The sequence below is a fragment of the Streptomyces sp. NPDC102274 genome (assembly GCF_044766385.1).
Classification (GTDB): domain Bacteria; phylum Actinomycetota; class Actinomycetes; order Streptomycetales; family Streptomycetaceae; genus Streptomyces.
Window position 1 is genome coordinate 69885 of the sequence record NZ_JBIWLW010000010.1, and the last position, 21195, is coordinate 91079.

The 21195-nt window shown below is 70.0% G+C and carries 17 protein-coding genes; 13 read left to right on the forward strand and 4 right to left on the reverse strand.

The annotated features are described in order from the left end of the window. Positions 1 to 31: 31 nt before the first annotated feature. Positions 32 to 643 (reverse strand): hypothetical protein, encoded by a 612-nt coding sequence (locus ACIRQP_RS16305; RefSeq protein ID WP_403889640.1) that lies wholly within the window; start codon positions 641 to 643, stop codon positions 32 to 34. Positions 644 to 836: 193 nt separating this feature from the next. On the opposite strand from ACIRQP_RS16305, the gene ACIRQP_RS16310 reads away from it, so the two are divergent. After that, a complete protein-coding gene (locus tag ACIRQP_RS16310; protein WP_403889643.1) occupies positions 837 to 1733 on the forward strand; it encodes a polysaccharide deacetylase family protein in 897 nt (298 codons plus the stop codon). A 137-nt stretch (positions 1734 to 1870) separates the two neighbouring features. On the opposite strand, the gene ACIRQP_RS16315 is transcribed toward ACIRQP_RS16310, so the two are convergent. Beyond that, entirely contained in the window at positions 1871 to 3226 is a 1356-nt protein-coding gene (locus ACIRQP_RS16315; RefSeq protein WP_403889646.1) for a M14 family metallopeptidase, read from the reverse strand. Between the two features lie 392 nt (positions 3227 to 3618). Here ACIRQP_RS16315 and ACIRQP_RS16320 point away from each other — a divergent pair, with 392 nt between their 5' ends. The 12 genes from ACIRQP_RS16320 to ACIRQP_RS16375 all read left to right on the forward strand — a co-directional run bounded on the left by ACIRQP_RS16320 (position 3619) and on the right by ACIRQP_RS16375 (position 18394). Further along, positions 3619 to 4827 carry a S8 family peptidase gene (locus tag ACIRQP_RS16320; protein ID WP_403889649.1) on the forward strand — a complete coding sequence of 403 codons (1209 nt, stop codon included), beginning with the start codon at positions 3619 to 3621 and terminating at the stop codon, positions 4825 to 4827. 312 nt (positions 4828 to 5139) lie between these two features. Next, positions 5140 to 5532, forward strand: a complete 393-nt coding sequence (locus ACIRQP_RS16325; protein ID WP_403889651.1) for a hypothetical protein — start codon at positions 5140 to 5142, stop codon at positions 5530 to 5532. Between the two features lie 171 nt (positions 5533 to 5703). Beyond that, entirely contained in the window at positions 5704 to 6756 is a 1053-nt protein-coding gene (pstC, locus tag ACIRQP_RS16330; RefSeq protein WP_403889654.1) for a phosphate ABC transporter permease subunit PstC, read from the forward strand. Between the two features lie 27 nt (positions 6757 to 6783). Continuing rightward, positions 6784 to 8094 carry a phosphate ABC transporter permease PstA gene (gene pstA / locus ACIRQP_RS16335; RefSeq protein WP_403889657.1) on the forward strand — a complete coding sequence of 437 codons (1311 nt, stop codon included), beginning with the start codon at positions 6784 to 6786 and terminating at the stop codon, positions 8092 to 8094. Beyond that, entirely contained in the window at positions 8091 to 9821 is a 1731-nt protein-coding gene (locus ACIRQP_RS16340; RefSeq protein ID WP_403889660.1) for a phosphate ABC transporter substrate-binding protein PstS, read from the forward strand. The genes pstA and ACIRQP_RS16340 overlap by 4 nt, the downstream gene beginning before the upstream one ends. Further along, positions 9818 to 12352, forward strand: coding sequence for a hypothetical protein (locus ACIRQP_RS16345; RefSeq protein ID WP_403889662.1), 2535 nt, complete (start codon positions 9818 to 9820; stop codon positions 12350 to 12352). The genes ACIRQP_RS16340 and ACIRQP_RS16345 overlap by 4 nt, the downstream gene beginning before the upstream one ends. A 263-nt stretch (positions 12353 to 12615) precedes the next feature. Further along, positions 12616 to 13617 carry a PstS family phosphate ABC transporter substrate-binding protein gene (locus ACIRQP_RS16350; protein ID WP_403889665.1) on the forward strand — a complete coding sequence of 334 codons (1002 nt, stop codon included), beginning with the start codon at positions 12616 to 12618 and terminating at the stop codon, positions 13615 to 13617. Positions 13618 to 13799: 182 nt separating this feature from the next. Beyond that, positions 13800 to 15245, forward strand: coding sequence for an Ig-like domain-containing protein (locus tag ACIRQP_RS16355; RefSeq protein ID WP_403889668.1), 1446 nt, complete (start codon positions 13800 to 13802; stop codon positions 15243 to 15245). A 196-nt stretch (positions 15246 to 15441) separates the two neighbouring features. Further along, positions 15442 to 16410, forward strand: a complete 969-nt coding sequence (locus ACIRQP_RS16360; RefSeq protein WP_403889671.1) for a sortase — start codon at positions 15442 to 15444, stop codon at positions 16408 to 16410. Between the two features lie 31 nt (positions 16411 to 16441). Then, entirely contained in the window at positions 16442 to 17278 is an 837-nt protein-coding gene (locus ACIRQP_RS16365; RefSeq protein WP_403889673.1) for a phosphate ABC transporter ATP-binding protein, read from the forward strand. A gap of 140 nt (positions 17279 to 17418) precedes the next feature. Beyond that, positions 17419 to 18264 carry a GNAT family N-acetyltransferase gene (locus tag ACIRQP_RS16370; protein ID WP_403889676.1) on the forward strand — a complete coding sequence of 282 codons (846 nt, stop codon included), beginning with the start codon at positions 17419 to 17421 and terminating at the stop codon, positions 18262 to 18264. Continuing rightward, positions 18251 to 18394, forward strand: coding sequence for a hypothetical protein (locus tag ACIRQP_RS16375; RefSeq protein ID WP_403889678.1), 144 nt, complete (start codon positions 18251 to 18253; stop codon positions 18392 to 18394). The genes ACIRQP_RS16370 and ACIRQP_RS16375 overlap by 14 nt, the downstream gene beginning before the upstream one ends. A 187-nt stretch (positions 18395 to 18581) precedes the next feature. On the opposite strand, the gene ACIRQP_RS16380 is transcribed toward ACIRQP_RS16375, so the two are convergent. Together ACIRQP_RS16380 and ACIRQP_RS16385 are read right to left on the reverse strand one after the other, a co-directional pair. Then, entirely contained in the window at positions 18582 to 19463 is an 882-nt protein-coding gene (locus ACIRQP_RS16380) for a peptidoglycan-binding protein (protein WP_403889680.1), read from the reverse strand. A 44-nt stretch (positions 19464 to 19507) separates the two neighbouring features. Beyond that, the gene (locus ACIRQP_RS16385; protein WP_403889683.1) at positions 19508 to 21103 is read right to left on the reverse strand and encodes a DUF6519 domain-containing protein; all 1596 of its coding nucleotides are present in this window, start codon (positions 21101 to 21103) and stop codon (positions 19508 to 19510) included. Positions 21104 to 21195 lie beyond the last annotated feature (92 nt).

Below are 21195 nucleotides of genomic sequence, written 5' to 3' on the forward strand. Positions count from 1 at the left end.
CCACCGTCGCGTGCAGAGCTGGAGTATGCGTTCAGGGCTGGAGCGTGGTGGACCAGGTGGCCGTGACGGTCTCGTAGGCGGTCTGTCCCGTCTCGTCCAGCGTCCGCGCCGTCCCCGCCTCCACGTCGGTCATGACGACCGCCAGTGTACGCACCGCGAAGGTGTCCAACTCCAGTACCGCCAGCACGCGTTCCAGCTGTGAAACCAGACATCGCGGTGAGCGCGGCGGGTCGCCCCACTCGGCACCGGCCTGCCCGACGAGGTCCAGGAGCCCTTCGGTGCCCGGTTCCTCGTCGAGGGCGCGGTGCAGTCGGGTGAGCACCTCCCACAGCGCGTCCAGGTCACCGCACTCCACCACGAAGGCGTGCACGGTCGGCTGTGGCGTTCCCGTGGGGGAGAGCAGCGGATCGAGACCGCCGCCCGCGCGTGCCGGGAGCATGGAGACGACGCGGTCGCACGCGGTCGAGGCCTCCGCGTAGGGGGCCGCGGGGAGTTCCCACGGATCGTCGTCCAGGGCGGCGGCGGCCGCCAGATGATCGAGCAGCCGGTCCCCGACGGTCCGCAGATCGCGCAGCCAGCCCTTGTCGTCGGGCAGCACACACCACCGTCGGCCCGGCCCCAGTGTCCTCGCGCTCTCGTTCATTCATCCAGCGTTCCAGCACCGGGCCTCCGCCCGCAGGTACTTGCCCGTGCGTGGCGGAGAACGTGCGGACCCACCGGATGTACGGCACGTCCCGGCCGGGGGCCCGGCCGCAGGAAGATCGAGGCCGCGGCCGGCAACGACGGGGTGGATTAAATGAGCGGACAATCCCGCGTCGCGTGTTCACACTGAGGGCATGGATGAAGCCGTCACCGAGTCCGGATCCGTCGCGCCCCCGGGTCTCTCCAGTGAACTGCTCGGCTTCCCCGCCGATGCCCGCGTGCTCATCGTGAACAACGACGACTTCGGGATGAGCCACGCCATCAACGCCGCCGTCATCGCGTCGATCGAGAACGGCATCGCCGCTTCGTGCAGCCTGATGGTGCCGTGTCCCGGAGCGCCGGAGGCCATCGGGCTGCTGCGCCGGAGGCCCGAGATCCCGTTCGGGATCCATCTCACGCTGGTCTGCGACACCGCCCACTACCGATGGGGGCCGCTGAGCGCGAGGGAGCGTGTGCCCTCCCTGCTCGACGAGAGCGGGGAACTGTTCACGCAGCCGCGGATCCCCGAACTCCTCGCGCGAGCCCGGATCGAGGAGGTCGAGACCGAGTTCCGCGCTCAGATCGACGCGGCGACCGGCGCCGGGCCGCGCCCGACCCATCTCGACTGGCACTGTCTGGCGGACGGCGGACGTGACGACATCTTCGATCTGACCGTGGCGCTGGCCGGGGAGTACGGTCTGGCCGTACGGGTCTGGCTCGAACCGGGGCGCCGGAAGCTACGACCGCGGGGCCTGCCCGTCACCGACCACCCCTTCCTGGACAGCTTCAGCCTCGGCGTCGAGGGAAAGCGGGGACGGTACGCCGAACTGCTGCGCGCGCTGCCGGCCGGACTGAGCGAGTGGGCCGTGCATCCCGGCCTGGGCACCGCCGAATCGCGGGCGATCGAGCCCGACGGCTGGCGGGTGCGGCGGTCCGACTACGCGTTCCTGACCTCGCCGGAGGCCCGTGAACTCCTCCGAGAGGAGGGGATCGCCGTGATCGACTACCGGTCCCTCCAACGGGCCTGGTCCCGGATCGGCCGACCCCGGTAGCCCGACGAGCTGTCATCGCTCCCACCGCTCGGCCGGTGGCCGTCGCGCTGCGGGGGCGTCCCCGTCGGAGACGGAGACGCCCCTCATGAAAAGGTCGGCATGGCCCGGTCGGCACGGCCCGGTCAGCGGACGACCGGTCAGCAGTACTGGGCTTCCTTGCCGATGGACCGGTACATGCAGTCCGCGTTCTCCAGCAGTTGGAGCACGGCGTCGCGGTTCCGGCTCGTCTCGCGGTTGATCACCTCGTCGGGCGGGTAGAAGCCGCCGCCGCCCGAGGACGGATACATCTCGAAGGTGTACCCGAAGATCTTGTGCGTGCCCCACAGCCAGTCGTCGATCGAGCCGTCCGTGATGTAGAGGTCGCTGGACTGCTCGGGCGTGTAGCCGTTGCTGGCGGCCATCTTCTGACCGATGGCGGCGAAGGCGTTGCGGTCGTCCGCGGTCATTCCGGTGGTGGTGTCGGCCGTGGTGTAGCCGAACGGCCAGAGCACCAGCTCGCTGTAGGTGTGGAAGTCGATCGCGGCCTTGATCTGCTGCGTACCGCCGACGACCCGGCCGCGTACGAAGTTCGCCACGACCTTCACCTCGGGCGAGAACTCGGCGGCACTGCCACGGTAGGTGTCCGACGAGGGGCTGCCGGAGGAGCCGCCGCAGCAGCCCCAGCGGTAGGCCCAGTTGCGGTTGAGGTCCGTACCGACCGCGGTGGAGCCCGAGTTGGGCTGCCGGTTCTTGCGCCAGCTGCGGTAGGAGCCGGTGGCGATGTCGTACTCGCCGCCGTCCGGGTTGAGGTCCGGGATGATCCAGATCTCACGGTTGTCGACGATGTTGGTGATGCGTGAGTCGCTGCCGTAGCCGGCGGTCAGTTCCTTCAGCAGATACAGCGCCATCTCGACGGTGAGATGCTCGCGCGCGTGCTGATGGTGGGTGAAGAGGACCTCGGGCTCGTTCTCGTCGGTGCCGGCGTTGTCGCTGATCTTGATGGCCGTGATGTTCCGGCCCTGGTACGTGGTGCCGATGACCCGTTGGCTCGCGATGCCCGGGTTCGCGGAGATGACGGAGTTGATCTCGCTCGTCATCTCGGCGTAGTTGTGGTAATTCGAGTCGGCCGAGGGGAAGTCGAACGGGGTGACGGCGCCGTTCAGGGTGCGGTCCGGGGCGGCGCCCAGCGGCGTCGGCGCGTAGCCGAGCGAGCGGAGCTTCCTCACCTGCGCGGGGTCGGCGGAGACGATCACGCTCTCGCTGTCGGACGCGTCGATCGTCACACCGGTCCTGGCGAGCGCGGTGCGCGTCGCGGACGTGGCGTGCATGACGATCTCGTACTGCTGGATGTCCTCGTCCGTGGCCGTGGCCCTGGCCGCGGCCGCTGAGGGGATGGAATCGGCGCTGGTGGCCGTGGCCGTGGCCGTGACGCCGAGGGTCAGGGTCAGTGCGACGGCCAGGGTGGCTGTCCGTCTGCGACTGGTGCCGCCGCTTCCGCGTATTCGGAGCCGCATGAAGTCTCCTGGATGGGGAGTTGTGGGGGGTGTGGGCGCGGTACGTGCCTGGGGTCATCGTGAGGCTTTGGCATGATCGGGTCAAGAGTGCGCATAGGGCGGGCAAAGGGGGTGTCACGCGTCCTGGGCGGCAACGTGCGCCGGGACTCCGGCGGTCGCGATGGTCAACTCGACGTGGCGTCGAGCCCCGGGGCGGTCGCTACGGGGTTGTTGCGTGGCCGTGTCATGGCTATGACATCCCGTCAGGGCTCTTGTCGACTGACGCCGTCTCAGCGAAGGTCTTTAGGGGGCGGCCCCAGGAACCACGCGGTCCGCTCCCTACGCATACATCCCGTATGTGCCCCCACATTGCGCACGCACCCCAGCGCACCCGATGAGGAGGATCCCTCACGATGGCAGTGTTGCGTACCACCCAGACACGGATCGCCGCGGCGATCACGGCGGCAGCGGCGGCTGCGGCCATGACCGCCCTCGCCGTTCCCGCCCAGGCGGCTCCCGCCGCGGGTACGGTCGTCGGCGCCGATGCCAAGGACGCGGTGCAAGGCAGCTACATCGTCACGCTCAAGGAGACCGCCGGTCTCAAGTCCGCCTCGGCCGCGGGCCGGAGCGTGGTGTCCGAGTACGGCGGGACCGTGAAGCGGACGTACACGGCGGCCCTCAACGGCTACGCGGCCGAGCTCACGCCCACGCAGGCGCGCAGACTCGCCGCCGACCCGGCCGTCGACAAGGTCTTCCAGGACCGCGAGGTGCACACGTTCGCCACCCAGACCAACCCGCCGTCCTGGGGCCTGGACCGGATCGACCAGGCGGCGCTGCCGCTGAACAACAGCTACACCTACCCGGACACCGCCGGTGAGGGCACGACCGTATATGTCATCGACACCGGCGTCCGCATCACCCACCAGGACCTCGCCGGCCGGGCCTCGAACGGTTACGACGCCGTCGACAATGACAACACGGCGCAGGACGGCAACGGCCACGGCACCCACGTGGCCGCCAACGCCGCGGGCACGGTGTACGGCGTGGCCAAGAAGGCCAAGGTCGTCGCCGTGCGCGTGCTCAACAACGCGGGCTCGGGCACCACGGCCCAGGTCGTGGCCGGCATCGACTGGGTCACCAACAACCACAGCGGCCCGTCGGTGGCGAACATGTCGCTCGGCGGCGGCGCCAACGCCGCGATCGACACCGCTGTGCAGAACTCCATCAACAGCGGTGTGACCTACGCGATCGCCGCCGGTAATTTCGGAGCGAACGCCCAGAACTACTCGCCGGCCCGTGTCGCGGACGCGATCACCGTCGGCGCGACGACCAGCACCGACGCCCGCGCCAGCTACTCCAACTACGGCGCGCGCGTGGACCTCTTCGCTCCGGGCAGCGCCATCACCAGCGCCTGGAACACCTCCGACACGGCCACCAGCAGCATCTCCGGCACCTCGATGGCCACACCGCATGTCGCCGGCGCTGCCGCCATCTACCTCGCGGGACACCCCACCGCGACTCCGGCCCAGGTCTCCACGGCCCTGGTGAACGGCGCCACCAACGGAGTCGTGGCCAACCCCGGCACCGGCTCGCCCAACAAGCTCCTGCGGATAGTCCCGTAACCCACCGGACGACCCACCGGACGACCGGCTGGACGACCCACCGGACGACTCACCGGACGACCCATCGGACGATCTGAGAGCGTGACGCCCGGCGCCGGACACATGGCGCCGGGCGTCGCGCCTGTCCGCCGTCGGCTCACGCGCCCCCGGCCACGTGCCGGTGGCCTAGGGGCAACTTCCAGACGAATCCTCTCGGCAGGTAGTCGTTTGGATCCCGCCCGTCACGATCGTCTCAATAGGTTTCACCTGCCGCTCCACGGGCCGTATGTGCGGTCCGACAGGGACGAGCGGCAGGGGTGGGGGCGTGGGGACATGAGATCGGCCGATGAGAGTGGAAGATTACGGAGCGCCGCAGGGCTGCGCTGTCAGACCGACATCGACGCGGACGGCCGCTACCGATGGCGGGTAGTGGCACAGAACGGGCGGGTGGTCGCCGTCTCGGCGCTCGCCTTCACCTCGTACGAGCGGTGCCGGGCCGCGTTCGAGGAGGTGTGCCGGCGGCACGCGGCCCTGACCGGAGGGGTCCAGCACACAGTGGAGGCCAACGGCTGGATGTGGATCGTCCGGGACGCCACCGGACGCCAAACCATCGTCTCCGCCCGCTCCTACGAGCGGTACTCGACCTGCCGGGTGGCTTACACCCGCTTCCGTGAGCTGCTGCGGGAGCTGGGGGAGAGCGGCGAGGTGCCGTGGAGCGGGAGTTGACGCTCCGGACGCGGCTGCGGACGCGGAAGCGCGGGAGGTTGCGGAAGGTCCGGGCATTCGGGATCTCCGCACGGTAACCGCACACGTTCGTCACCGGAAGTTGCCTCTAAGAGGTGCCTCGTTCATATGAAGGTGCCTGCGTGTCAACCGCGCCCCGTGAGCGTCAAGGGTGTGCTGAGACGAACAGGGGAGCGAACCGTCGCCTCCCACCCATCCGTTGGGCTCGCGACCGAGGGACCGGCCGCCGCCGAAGAGCCGCGTGGGCTCTACGTCGACCCCGGGCTGCCCGACCGGATCTTCCGGGGCGTGGCCCGCGGCGGCGGCGGGCTCGTGCTCGCCGTGATGCTGCTGGTGGGCGGCTTTCTGCTGTACCGCGCGTGGCAGGCGCTCGAACGGTCCGGGTGGTCGTTCCTCACCACCGCGGCCTGGGAACCGGACGCGGGCCGCTTCGGTATCGCCGCCGTCATCGTCGGCACCGTACTGATCGCGCTGGTGGCGATCGTGGTGGCGGTGCCGCTGGCGGTGTGCGGGGCGCTCTACATCTCCGAGTACGCGCCGCCCGGGATGCGCTCCACGCTGATCAGTGTGGTCGACCTGATGGCGGCCGTGCCGAGTGTCGTCTACGGACTGTGGGGGCTCTTCTTCTTCGAGGGCGCCGTACTTCCCACCGCCCGCTGGATCGCCACCTACTTCGGCTGGTTCCCGCCACTGGGCGTCGTCGGAGCCGATCCGAGCGATCCGCTCGCCACCGAGACCGTCTACACCTCCTCGACCTTCATCGCGGGCATCGTGGTGGCGCTGATGGTCGCGCCGATCATCTGCTCGGTGATGCGCGAGGTCTTCACCCAGGCGCCGGCCGGTGAGCGTGAGGGGGCCTACGCGCTCGGCGCCACCCGCTGGGGGATGATCCGCAGTGTCGTCCTGCCGTTCGGCAAGGGCGGCATGATCGGCGGCACCATGCTCGGACTCGGCCGCGCCCTGGGCGAGACCATCGCCGTCTACCTGATCATCTCGCCGGTCTTTGTGATCCAGCCGCATGTCCTCCAGAGCGGCACGAGTTCCGTCTCCTCACTCATCGCGCTGCGGTACGGGGAGGCCAGCCCGTTCGGGATGTCCGCGCTCATGGCGGCCGGACTCGCGCTCTTCGTGATGACCCTCATCGTCAACTTCGTCGCCTCGTCCATCGTCGCGCGCAGCCGCTCCGGCGCGGCCAGCGATGCCTAGACCCTGTCCTAAGGGGACCCGCCCGTCATGACCCTCGCACCCGAGTCGCCGCCGTCCGTCGTGGAGGAACGGCGTACCGTCCTGCCCGCGAGCCGGCCGCGGCCCGTGGAGCCGGCCGGGGAGCGGCGGCGCTCCCTGGCACTGAGGCGCGCCACGGACACCTACGCGCTGCTCGGCTCCGGCGCCGCGGCCGTCAGTCTGACGGCGCTGCTCTTCCTGTGGCTGCTGCCGTTCAACGGGGTCATCGGCTTCCTGGTCGTCGGATACGCGCTCTTCCTCGCGCTCTACGCGCTGCTGGTCTCCTTCGACGAGGACGGGCCCACCGTCCGGGACCGGCTCGCCGGGGTCGTCGTACGCACGGTGGGTCTGGTCATGGTCGTCGCCCTGGCGTTCGTGATTGTCTACACACTGTGGGAGGGCCGCAAGGCGCTGCCCCATCTGAACTTCTTCACCGAGGACATGACCCTCGCGGGCCCTCTCGACCCGCTGAGCGCCGGCGGCATCCTGCACGCGATCGTCGGCACCCTGGAACAGATCCTCATCGCGCTGGTCCTCAGCGTCCCCACCGGTCTGGTCTGCGCGGTCTTCCTCAATGAGGTGCCCGGCCGGTTCGCGCGGTTCGTCCGTACCATCGTCGAGGCCATGACGGCGGTGCCGTCCATCGTGGCCGGCCTGTTCATCTACGCGACCGCGATTCTCGCCCTGGGTATCGGGAAGTCGGGCCTCGCCGCGTCCCTGGCGCTCGCTGTGATGATGCTGCCGATCATCATCCGGGCCTCCGATGTGGTGATCCGGCTGGTGCCCGGCCAGCTGCGCGAGGCGTCGTACGCGCTGGGCACCTCGCGCTGGCGCACTGCCTGGCATGTGGTGCTGCCCACCGCCCGCTCCGGGCTGACCACTTCGGTGATCCTCGGCACCGCGCGCGGGGTGGGCGAGACCTCCCCGGTGCTGCTGACCGCGGGCTTCACCGCGGAGATGAACGCCGATCCGTTCAACGGACCTCAGGTCTCGCTGCCGCTCGCCACCTTCGAGTTCGTCAAGTCGCCCGAACCCTCCATGATCGCCCGCGGGTTCGGCACCGCGGCGACCCTGATGGCGCTGGTGCTGCTGCTGTTCGTCGCCGCCCGGCTCATCGGCGGGCGCGCACCGGGCAAGTTGACGCGCCGTCAGACGCACCGCCGCGTGCTCGCCTCGCGCCGCGACGCCGAGCGCTTCGCGAGCCGTACACACATCCGTACCCGCACGGGTACGGACACCGACGCGCAAGGCCGAGCGGCCGCCGTCACCTCGCCCGCACCGACCGTACCCGCCGTCAAGCCCAACAGGAGTACCCCGTGAGACCCGCGACCGTCTCCCGACTGGCCATGGGGCTGGCCGCGCTGCTCTGCGCGCTGCTCGCCGTCGGCCCGCCGCCCGCCTGGGCGGTTACCTATCCGAAGATCAACGGTGCGGGCTCCACCTGGAGTTCCAACGCCCTGGACCAGTGGCGCCGCAATGTCGCCTCCAACTTCGGTATGACCGTCAACTTCGCGGCGACCGGCTCGTCCAACGGCCGTGAGCAGTTCAGGAACGGCTCCGTCGACTTCGGTGTCTCCGAGATCCCTTACGGTCTCAAGGAGGGCGGCGTCACCGATGCCCCGCCCAAGCGCGGCTACGCCTATATGCCGATCGTGGCCGGCGGCACGGCCTTCATGTACAACCTGAAGATCGGCGGCAAGCGGGTCACCAACCTGCGCCTCTCCGGTGAGGTCCTCGCCAAGATCTTCACCTCCAAGATCACCATGTGGAACGCGGCCGAGATCAGGGCCGACAATCCGGGTCTCACGCTCCCCGCCCGCCGGATCGTGCCGGTCGTACGCTCCGACGGCTCCGGTACGACGGCGCAGCTCACCACTTGGCTGGCCAAGGAGCACCCCGCGGCGTGGAACGACTACTGCGCCCGCGCCGGACGCTCCACCCCGTGCGGTCTCACCTCGTACTTCCCGGTGGTGCCCGGCACCTCCACGATCGCCAAGTCCGGATCGCTCGGTGTCTCCGGCTATGTGAAGCAGGGCCAGGCCGAGGGCGCCATCACCTACGTCGAGTACTCGTATGCCATCTCGACCGGTTTCCCGGTGGCGAAGATGCTCAACGACTCCCAGTTCTATGTCGAACCCACCGCGTCCAGCGTCGCCGTGGGGCTGCTCGGCGCGCAGATCAACCCGGACAAGAACTCCACGAACTATCTCACCCAGATCCTGGACGGCGTCTACGGCTCGAAAGACTCCAGGGCCTATCCGCTCTCCAGCTACAGCTACATGATCATTCCCACCTCGCTGACCGGCGAGCAGAACCCGATGACCAAGGAGAAGGGCCTCTCGCTGGGCACCTTCGCCAACTACTTCCTCTGCGACGGCCAGCAGATCGCCGAGGAACTGGGGTACTCCCCGCTGCCGAAGAACCTCGTCCAGGCGGGCTTCGAACAGGTACGGCGTATCCCGGGCGCGCCCACGGACAAGATCAACATCAACTCCTGCCGTAACCCCACCTTCTCCTCGGACGGGACCAACACCCTCGCCAAGAACGCGCCGCGGCCGAAGGACTGCGACAAGAAGGGCCCGACCCAGTGCGCCACCGGCACGGCGGGTGCCAAGGACCAGACGACCCCGGTGAAGCCGTCGGCCCAGGGCTCCAACGGCGGTTCGGGCAGCAGCGGTTCGGGAAGTACGGGCGGATCCGGCGGTACGGGCGGCGCCTCCGCGGGTACCGGCGGATCCGCGGCCACCGGCGGTACGGGCGGCTCCACCGGAGGCGCCCCCGGCTCCGCGGAGTCGGCAGCCGCGTCCGGCGCGTCCGGCGGTGTCCTCGACCCCGATACGGGCGAGCTGATCAGCGGGGACGGAGCCGGCGGCGGTGACTCCTCGGTGGTCGGCAATCCGGTCACCCTCGCCTCCAACGAGGCGACGGGCCTGCGCGGCGCGCTGATGGCGCTCTCCGCCCTGCTTCTCGTCGGTGTCGTCGTCGGCCCGCCGCTCACCGCACGCGCGCTCGCCGCACGGGCCCGCCGCAGGGAGGGATCGATATGAGCACCCGTCAGTTCGGCGCGCGCTTCGGCGGATCCCGGATCTCCCGGCGTGTGAGGGTCGGCGTCGGGGCGCTCTTCGCCGCCCTGGTCGTCGCGCTCGTACCGCTGCCCCCGGGCACGGACCGGGCACAGGCCGCGGAGCAGGGGAGCGGTACGGCGGCGGCGGAGGACTCCGCGATGACGCTGACCGGCAAGAAGGGACCGCACGACGACTTCTCCGGCCTCAAGGTGACCGTCCACCAGACGAAGAACCTGCGGGCCCAGGGGGTCAATGTGACCTGGGAGGGTCCCGAAGTACCGGCAGCGAGCGGTTACCGGAACTTCCTCCAGATCATGCAGTGCTGGGGAGATGACACGGCGGGCCCGGACCGGGAGCAGTGCGAGTTCGGGGGAAACAACGGTGGCACCCACTGGATGAGCCAGCGCACCCTGCCGAAGGGTCTGGACCCGCTGGAGAAGGAGTACGCGGACGGCGGCGACGACAACCCGTTCGTTCCGTTCCAGCCGCTGCAGGGCGATCCGACGGACTCGCCCGCCGACGCCACCTACTTCAGCAACAACGACACCAACGCCCAGCCGTGGCTGAGGACACGGACCGACGGCACCGGCGAGGCCGTCTTCGAGGTGAAGTCGGCGATCGAGGCCCCCTATTTGGGCTGCGGCGACGTCGGCAGCACGGCCGGAGCGGGGAAGCCCCGGAAATGCTGGCTGGTCGTCGTCCCCCGTGGCGAGCATGACCCGGACGGCACCGTCAACGCCGGCGACGGTGTGCGCACCTCCCCGCTCAGCCAGTCCAACTGGGACCAACGACTCGTCTTCCCCATGGAGTTCGGGGCGGTCGGCAACACCTGCCCGGCGGACAAGGCCGAGCGACGCGTCATCGGTTCCGAGCTGCTGACCGACGCCATCACCTCCTGGCAGGCCACGCTGTGCGCGGGCGCCGACGCGCGGTTCACCTACAGCCAGGCCGCCGAGGACTACGCGCGTCGCCTCATCGGGAACCCCACGGCGACCTCGCCCGGGATGGGCATCACCGTGGCCCCCATCGAGGAAGCGACGGACGTGGTGTACGCGCCGGTCGCGGTCAGCGCGCTCACGGTCGGCTTCTTCTGGGAGGACCCGAGGGCGGGCCAGGTGCGCGACCTGAAACTCAGCGCCCGGCTGCTCGCCAAACTGGTGACCGGCTCCTACCCCTATGACGTCCGGCAGATCGGCTTTCACACTCCGGTCCCGGATCATCTGAAGGGAAACGCGCAATCCATTGTCGTCGACCCGGAATTCATGAAACTGAATCCCTACTTCGACCGTCCGACATCGCCCCAGCTCGGTCCGGGCGGAATACTCCTCCAGGCCGGTAATTCGGATGTCAACAGCCTGCTCTGGCGCTATCTCCAGTCGAACGCGGAGGCGCGGGACTTCCTGCGGGGCAAGCCGGATCCGTGGGGGATGAAGGTGAACCCCTTCTACCAGGCGCTGGGCCTGGACAAGGACGCACCACTCGACTTCCCGAAGGCCGACACGACCGAGACGGTCATGACAATGCGCGACGCCGCCGGCATCGACCGCTCCATCACGTACGGCCAGCTGGAGAAGTCCCCGTACTCCAACGACATGCACGACGGCGCGCTGCGCGTCCGGCGAGGTGCCACCGGAGCCACGTTCATCGCCACGCTCGACCAGAACCTCCCGCAGGGCATCAAGCTGGTGACCTCGGACAGCAACCCCGGGAGCCGTCAGGCGTACAGCGTCGTCGACGCGGCGTCCGCCTCCCGCTACGAACTCGACATCGCCTCGCTCCCGAACGCCGACGGTGTCTATGTACAGCCGACCGTTGATTCGATGCTGAAGGCCGTCGCCCGTATGCCCGACTCGGCCGTCAAGGGAGTGAAGGCGCCGAGCCCCGCCACCGCGAAGAGCGGCGCGTATCCGCTGACGGCGGTCGCCTACGCCATGGCCCCGGTCGACCAGCCCGCGGCCGCGCGTCAGGACTACGCGCGGCTCATCCGGTACGCGGCGGGCGACGGACAGACCCAGGGCCTGGCGCCCGGTGAGCTGCCGCCCGGATACGCGCCCTTGCCCAAGGCCCTGCGCGCCCAGGCGCTCTCCGCCGCGGACCAGTTGGTACGCGGCAAGGTCGCCGAACCCCCCGCGACCTCATCGGCCGGTGGCGGGTCGGCCGGCGGTGTGTCGGGCGGCGGGTCCGACGGCGTTGGTGACGGCGGCGGTGGTGGTGACGCAGCCGGGGCCGGGGCCGGGGCCGCAGGAGCCGCCGGGGCCGGCGGAGCCACGGGTGGCGAGGGGGCCGGAACCCCCGGGACATCCGCCTCGCCGGGCGCGGGGGCGGGCACTTCCGGCCCGGCGGCGAAGAGTGAACTCGCCTCCGGCGGGCTTACCCCCGGCGAGGTGCTGGGCATTGTCCGCTGGGTGCTGCTCGGCGTCCTGATCGTCGGCGGTGTGGCCGCGCTGGCCGGTCCCGTACTGCTGCGGCTCTCCGCGCGCAGGGCAGCGACGGCGGCGGGCGGTCCCGGGTGACATAAGAAAGAAAGAACCGTCCGGCCCAGGAGATGACCCGGAGCTGCTCACCGCCCTCCGGGAATTCTCCATAACCATGGGTGAGTTCTCCAGGTGTCCCCTAGGAAATGCCCCCGTAACCTTTTCATCCGGCGGAGTTGGTGGTCTCGGACTGTGCATATGCGGAAATGTTCACGGCGTCGGCCGACGGGCCGACGGAACGAAATCCGGATTCTTCTTGACAGTCCATTCCTCGAAATCCGTATTCACGGAGGAGAACAGAAGTGAACGTCAAGTCCCGTGTTCGCCTGGGCGCCGTCGTCGGTGCTGCCGCGCTCGGTGTGGGCCTGCTGGCCCCCGCAGCCTCCGCCGACCCGGCGGTCGGTGAGTACCGTCAGCTCACCGGCGTAGGCTCCGACACCACGCAGGATGTTCTCAACCGCCTCGGCGCTGTCATCACGGACACCGATGGCCAGCCGGACGGTCAGCTCATCGCGTCCTACAACGCGACGGGTACCCCCACCATCCAGACCCGCGCCAGCGGCTGCTCCATCAACCGGCCCAACGGTTCGTCGGCCGGCATCGACGCCCTGCGCAACGCGATCCTCAACAACACCGGCTGCATCGACTTCGCCCGTTCCTCCCGGGGCCCGGCCGACAGAACGACCACCAAGCTGAGCTGGATTCCGTTCGCCAAGGACGCGGTGACCGTCGCGGTCCGCTCGGACAGTGGCCTCAACAGCGACCTGGACCTGAGCACCGACGAGCTGCGTGACATCTACACCTGCGACAAGACGACGCACAACGACGTCGCCCTGACCCCGCTGCTGCCGCAGTCGGGCTCGGGTACGCGGACCTTCTTCCTGGAGAAGATCGGCATCACCGAGGCTCAGGTCGGCACCTGCGTCGACGGCACCGTCCAGGAGCACAACGGCAACGCGCTGGACAGCGAGGGCGACATCGCCCCGTACTCCGTGGCGCAGTACATCGCCCAGACCAACGGTGTAGTGACGGACCGTCATGGCGTTACCGTGCTCGGCAAGGTGGAGACCGTGGCGCCGCGCAACACGAACGGCTCGCTGAACGTGAACTTCCCCTACAACCGTGACGTCTACAACGTCGTCCCGACCGCCAAGATCACCGGTTCCACCGCCGACGCCAACATCGTCGGCGCGTTCGTCGGCACCACCTCCAAGGTCTGTGCCCAGACGTCGCACATCACGGCGTTCGGCTTCGGCTCGCTCGGCACCGCCTGCGGCGACCCCGCCCTGAAGGGCGAGCGCTGATCACCGTCCCTTCCCACCACGCCAAGGCCGGGCACCCTCCAGGTGCCCGGCCCCGCGGCGTGTCCCGTGCACGTTCCCTTTCCGACTGACATCGATACCGACATCACCACCGACATCAGCACCGACACCGACATCAACCGCGGCACCGACCGCGACACCAACACCCTGTGGGGGACCCGACCATGACACGCCTCGCGAGAGCGAGATCACTCCCGGCGCTGCTGCTGTGCTGCGCTCTGCTCATGGGCGCGGCCGCCGCCGTGCTCGGCGCCGCGGCCACCGCGAACGCGGCGGAGCGTCTCGGCGATCTGACCCTCGTCCGTACTACCGGCAGCATCACGGACGATCCGCTCGTCCCACAGGTCACCACGGACACGGCCTGCCCGGAGGGGCAGGGCGACGCGCTGCGGCTCACCGTGCTCCACCCGACGGACGGCACGACCGCCCGCCTGGGCCAGGCGACGACGGGACCGTACGACGCCGGGCCCATCGACACCGAGATGCCGCAGGAATTCTTCCCCTTCTCCGACATCCTCGCCGGGTGGTACGGCAGCGAGTCCCATGACGGCACGTACGAGGTGCGGCTCGACTGTGTCAACTTCCTCGACCCGAACCTGCCCGCGGCTTTCTTCACCGCGAACATCGAGGTCACGGGCGACACATGGGCGCTGGCCGAGGCCGAGACGACCAGCCTGGAGCTGACGGCCGTTCCGGACAACCACCCCGAGGTGGGCAGCGAGGTGACGGTCACGGTGAAGGTGACCCCCGAGGCGGCGGCCGGCGAGGTGGCACTGACGTCGGAGATCGCCGGTACGGATCCCGTCGCACTGGGCGCGAAGGCGGTCGAGAACGGCACCGCCGTGTTCACGACGAAGGATCTGCCCAAGGGCGTGCAGAACATCCGCGCCCAGTTCACTCCCACGGATTCTGACGCGTATGCCGGTTCGAGCAATCTGATCACCGGCTACACGGTCGACGAGGCAGGCACTCCGAGCGGCGAGCCCACCGACTCCGAGTCGCCGACCGACGGACCCAGCGTGCCCGCCGACCTCGACGCGTTGGACGCGGACGGCAATCTGCTCGAACCGAACTCGAACCTGGAAGCCGGCCAGCAGGTGACGATCACCGCCCGCGGCTATACCAAGGACGCGACCGTGAAGGTCGCCCTCGCCGAGGGCGACGCGACCTTCGAGGACGCCAAGGCGGGCGCGGACGGCATCGTCGCGGACTACCCGTTCACCGTCCCGGCGGAAATCGCGGACGGCGATCATGTGCTGACGCTCGCCGAGGACAAGGAGGGTGGCCACAGCCTCGACTTCACGTTCACCACGGGCGTGGTGACGGAGCCCACCCCCGAGCCCAGCGACTCCACGGGCGAGGACGGCGGCGCGGCGGCGGGCACCTCCGGTGGTGACACCGGCGGTGACACGGGCGGTGACTCCGGCGCGGCGACCGGTGGCAGCGCGGGCGGCGGCGGGGGCGGCTCCCTCGCCTCGACGGGCACGGGCGTCGCCTCGATCGCCCTGGCCTCCCTGGCGCTGTGCTTCGTGGGCGCCGCGTTCGTGATCGGCGTGCGCCGCAGGGGCCTGATGACCTTCGCCACGCCTCCGGGCACGGCGGGCGACTGACGCCGGAGAGCCCGGGACGGTCCGTGACTGTCCCGGACTGTCCCGGGCGTGCCGGTTTCCGGAGGCAGGCCGTGTGTCTGCCTCCGGGCCCCGCGCCCGTACCCGTACGCGACCCGCATCCGAGCCGGTCTCCGGCCCGTCCCCACCGCCACTTCCACCCTCACCACCGATCCAGCCAGCGAGGAGCGCAGCCACCGTGGCCGTTCTGACACCGTCGACGTCCGCCCCCGCCCCGCCGGGCCCCCCCTCACCGCCCGTCGGATCCGAGGAGCGCCAGGAGCCCGCGGGCGGCCAGGGAACCCAGCGGGCCCCCGCCCGCCCGGGTCTGGCGCTGGCCGGGGCCGCGCTGTGCGTCCTCGCCGCCGTACTGCTCGGCTTCGCCGCGAACCTCACCGTCGTCGGACATCTCCAGCACGCCCGTGACCAGCAGGTCGCCTACGACGAGCTGCGCAAGCAACTCGCCGAGGGCACCGCCCCCGTGGGCACGCTCGGCAACGACGGCAAGGAACTCCCCCTGGGCGCCCCCGTCGCGCTGCTCGACATCCCCGCCCTCGGTGTCCACGAGGTCGTCGGCGAGGGCACCACGTCCGGTGTACTGATGTCCGGCCCCGGGCACCGCCGTGACACCGCGCTGCCCGGCCAGTCGGGCACCTCCGTGATCATGGGCAGGCAGTGGGGGTACGGAAGCCCGTTCTCCCACCTCGACCGGCTCCCCGACAACGCCACGATCACTGTGATGACAGGCCAGGGCAAGGCGGAGTACCGGGTCACCGGCATCCGGCGCGCCGGTGATGAACTGCCCACGCCCAGCGGCGGTCAGAACCAGGGCCGGCTCACCCTCATCACCGCCACCGGCGCCCCGTACACCCCCTCCGGAGTGCTGCGGGTGGACGCCGAACTGACCACGCCCGTACAGCCCAGCCCCCCGCGCGAGCGCCGTGCCGGATGGATCGGTTCCGCGGAAGAGGCGCTCAAGGGCGACAACGGCGCCTGGCTCGCCGTCTTCCTGTGGACCCAGGCGCTCTTCGTCGCGGCGCTCCTCGCCGCCTGGGCACACCGAGTGTGGGGCCGCTGGCAGGCCTGGATCTGTGCCGTGCCCGTCCTGGCCGTACTCGGCCTCGCCGTCTCCGGCGCCGCCACCCGCCTCCTGCCGAACCTGCTCTGAAAGAATCTCAAAGAAAGGGAGTTGCCCCACCATGACGGTGACGCCGCCCCAACTCGCCGACACCCTGGTCCAGCCCGCGGTGGGCGGCGACACCGCCGCCACACTGCGGGCCGATGCCGTCTCCGCGTGGTTCGGCGACCACAAGGTGCTCGACCAGGTCTCGCTGACCATGCCCGCGCACGAGGTCACCGCGCTGATCGGCCCCTCGGGCTGCGGCAAGTCGACCTTCCTGCGCATCCTCAACCGGATGCACGAACTGATCCCGAGCGCCGCTCTCGCCGGACGCGTGCTGCTCGACGGGGGAGACATCTACGACCGCGGACGGCGCATCACCCATGCCCGCCGGCAGATCGGCATGGTCTTCCAGAAGCCCAATCCGTTTCCCGCCATGTCGCTGTACGACAACGTCCTGGCCGGGCTGAAGCTCAATGGCATCAAGGCGGGACGGGACAGCAAGGACGATCTCGTCGAGGAGTGCCTCAGCAAGGCCGGGCTCTGGCGCGAGGTCAAGGACAGGCTGCGCCAGCCGGGGGGCGCGCTCTCCGGCGGCCAGCAGCAGCGGCTGTGCATCGCACGGTCGTTGGCGGTGCGGCCACGGGTGCTGCTGATGGACGAGCCGTGCTCGGCGCTCGACCCGACGTCGACCCGGCGCATCGAGGAGACGATCGCCGAACTGAGGACGGAGGTGACGATCGTCATCGTCACGCACAATATGCAACAGGCCGCACGCGTCTCCGATTCCTGTGCCTTCTTCCTCGCGGAGCAGGGGACGCCCGGGGTGATCATCGAACACGGCGACACGGACGCGATGTTCAACGCGCCCCGGGACACCAGGACCGCCGACTATGTCAACGGCCGGTTCGGCTGAGCGGGCACCGGGACCGGCACCGGCACCGGTGGGGGCGACCGGCGTACCGGTCGCCGGCCGGCCCGGCCGAGAGCTGATCCACTTCCGGTTTTCTCCGGAGCGGGCTGTGGCAAGGTGTGAGCCCACCGCACTGGAGGCCGATGGTGACGTTTGAGATTGTGACCGCGAACGCCGACTACATCGAACAGCTCGGTACATGGGCGGACGAGGAGGGGTGGAATCCAGGCAGGACCGACAGACATTCCTTCTTCCCGACCGATCCGGGCGGCTTTATTTTCGGGTGCCTGAATGGTGAGGCCGTCGTGTCTGTTTCCGCCGTGCGCTACGGCGCCGATTTCGGATTCATCGGTTTCTATATCGCCCGGCCCGCCGTGCGCGGACAGGGATACGGAATCCAGGTCTGGCGGGCGGCCATGGCGCGGCTGGCCGGCCGGAACGTAGGGCTCGACGGGGTGATCGACCAGCAGGAGAACTACCGTAAGTCCGGCTTCCGCAAAGCCTGGAACAATGTCCGTTACGAAGGCGTGCCGGCGGCCACCGGCATTCGGGACGACATCACGCTGACCGACGCCCGCCGGATCTCCTTCGACCAACTCGCCGCCTATGACCGGCGGTTCTTCCCGGCGGAGCGCGACGCCTTCCTCGCCTCGTGGATCGGGCTGCCCGACCGTACGAGCCTCGCCGCCGTCCACGACGGCGAACTGGGCGGCTTCGCGGCCATCCGCCCCTGTAGCGGGGCCTCGCGCATCGGGCCGCTCTACGCCGCGTCCCCGGAGATCGCCGCCGCGCTGCTGAGCGGACTGGCCGCCACCGTCCCCGGGGCACCCGTGGCGATCGACATCCCGGAAATCAACGGGCCGTCCGTACGGCTCGCGGAAGAGCTCGGGCTGACGCCCTCCTTCGAGGCCGCGCGCATGTATACCGGTCCGGTCCCCGAAATGGATCTACCGGGTCTGTACGCCGTCACCAGCCTTGAGCTCGGGTAATTCCCGGGCGCCGGCCTCGTCGCCGCTGACGGACGGGGAACGGCGTGCCCTGTACGCCGCGCTCCCCGCGCTGGAGGCCCTGTCCGAGCGTGCCGCGACGTACCCCGGCGAACTGCCCCGCGGCATCTGAGTCACCGCCGAGCCCCGGGCGGCCGCTTGCTCAGCCCGGTCCGCCGGGGAGATGTCACCGCACACAGGCCGGATCCCCTCGGACCGGATCCCCTCGGACCCGGGCCCCGATGTCACAGGGGCGTCCGGCCGGTGCGCGGTGGTGTGCGTCGGCGTGTGGATGGCGCGCGGTGGATCACATCACCCGATCAGACGTTGGGCACCTTGAGCTTGTCCCAGCTCGTCTTGCCGGGGATGCCGTCGGCGTCGCTGCCCGAGTAGCCGAGCTTGCGCTGCCAGGCGGAGTAGGACTTGCGGTCGGCCTCGGTCCATTCCGGCCCGGGGCCCACCTCGTACCGTCCGCATCCCTCCGCCACCAGCCGCTTGCCCATCGCCGTGATCACGGCGCTGCGCCGGCCGACCGCGAAGAAGGCGGCTCCGGGGAACGGTTCGAATGTCGCCGGAGGCTTCGGCGGCGGAGTCGAGGGGCCGTCCGGCTTGCCGCCGAGCCGGTCCCCGATCCGCTGGCGCATCGATTCCATCGTGAAGCCGCGCGGATCGATCTTGCCCGGCTGCCACTCCTTGTGACCGATCACCGAACGCTGCGTCCAGCCGTGCGCCCGGCAGATCGCGGCCGCGGCTTTCTCTATCGCCTCCAGCTGGGCGGCCGGCCACGGGTCCGTGCCATTGCCCAGGTTGACGCACTCGAAGCCGTAGAAGTGGCGGTTGCCGTCGGTGTTGGCCTCGTTGTCGGCGGGCAGCGCCGACTCGTTGATCACCGCGCGCAGGACGTCGTCGTCGCCGGAGCCGGCGTGGTTGGCCCGGCCGTTGCCGACCAGATAGACCGTGCCGTCCTTGGCGATCACACCGTGACACAGCGGGCCCGGCAGGCTCGAATGGCCGTTGTAGCAGAGCTCCACCGAACTCTCCGTGCCCGACGTCACGGTGTGATGGATCATCACCCCGTGCAGCGGCCCCCACGGACCCTTGTGGTTGCGGTTGTGCGTGCGCCAGCTCCGGTGCTCGACGACGCGCAGACCTTCGTTACGGAGTACTTGCAGCAGTTTGGTGGCGGACAGAGGTGTTGCCATCGTGGTGCTCCTTCGCTTGTCTGACGTCGAGTCAGTTCTCCGGGTCAGTTCTCGGTCTGTGCCTCGCTGTTCTGCTCGGGCGTGGGTCCGGCGGTGCCGTCCGACGCGGCCAGTTCGGCGGCGACGGCCTCCTCCTCGGCCGCCGTCTCCGCCGCGAGTTCAGCTTCGTTCGCCGCGGGGATCGGGGTGGCCAGCGGGGCGAACGCCAGCCGCAGATCGGCGGCGGACCCTTCGCCCAACACCCAGGCGAGCGGCGCGTAGTGGTACTGGACCCCGCTGGGGGTGCGGAGCAGCGGCCTGCGGGCCGCGTCCTCGGGCCATTCCACATCACCGGTGGCGGTACGCGCGGGAACGGTCCAGAAGTCACCGGAGCGATACGTCCTCCCCGGCTCGAAGTAGACGAGAACGCCGTCCTCCAGCGGCAGCCAGCCGCCCTCCTCGATCCGCAGCGCGCCGTCGCGCGGCTGCGCGGCGCCCCGCTTCGTACGGCCCGACTGCCCCGCGCCACCGCTGCGCCCCGATCCGGGCCGGTGGTCCCAGCGGCGCAGGAACGGGTGCAGCTCGGGCCGGCGTCCCACCGACGGGTCCGGCTCGGCGGAGAGCCGTACGCGCCGTCCCGGCAGGTCGACCTCCTCCACCCTGAGCAGCGGCAGCGGCTCGCCCCTGCTCAGATACGCGCTGTCGGTGAACTCGACCTGGTCGCCGACGTTCAGATCGAGCTTGTCGTCAGCGCCGAGCGAGGCCAGCTCCACCCACGTACCGTCGAGTCCGTCGACCGGGAAGGTCACCGAACCGTTCTCCCTGGACCACTTGAACGTCGCGTCCTTCGCCGCGCCGCCCTGATGGATCTCCACGCGGTACATCTGGTTCTCCGGGCCCCGGTACCGCGCGTCCGGCTTCACCAGGCACGGGTCCTCGTCCGCGTGCTCGGGCCGCCGGCTGCGCGCGGCCATCCGCGCCGTCGGCGCCTGCGCCGCCACCCATGTGGTGAACGCCGCGCGTGCCTGCTCCTGCGGCGTTCCGTCCGCCGGATCCAGCTCCAGCCGCTCGCCCGGAAGCGGCAGCACCTGCCAGACGACCTTGAGCCTGGCCGCCGTGTCGGGCATCGCCGAGCCCAGCGCGACCTCCCGCAGCAGCGGGTCCTCGGCTGCCGTGACCGAACGCTCCCAAACCTTCAGATAGGCCAGATAGGGGAATTGGGTGGGCAGCCGGTCGCCGGGCCGCTCCGGGTCGCGGTAGGCATCGGGCTGGTCCCAGTACGTCCAGGTGGCCGGCGGTTCCGGCGTCGCCGGAGCGTCCTTGTCACCGTCCTCGGCCGGGGCCGCGTCATCCTCGACCGGCACTCCGGGCGCCGGACGAGTCGCGTCCACCAGGATGCCGTCCACGTAGTAACGGCCGCCCGCGATGGACAGATCGTCCAGCTCCCGGCCGCCGCCCACGAAATCCAGCGCGAATCCGGTGGCACCGCGCGGACCGCCGTGCCGCCCGATCAGATCGGCGGCGAGGGTACGGGCCTGGTGCAGCTGGATCGCGGCCTGTTCATTGGCGTCCGCGTCGAGCTGGACGCGGCCCTGCTGGGCGATCACCGCCGAGTAGTGCCGGTCGGGCCGGAAGGTGATGCGGGAGATATCTGCGTGCATGGGAAGGGGTCCCCCTCGGAAGTTCGGCATTCGGTCGCGCGGGATACGGAGTTACGGCATCGGGCATGAGGCGGGGCACACGGAGAAGGAGG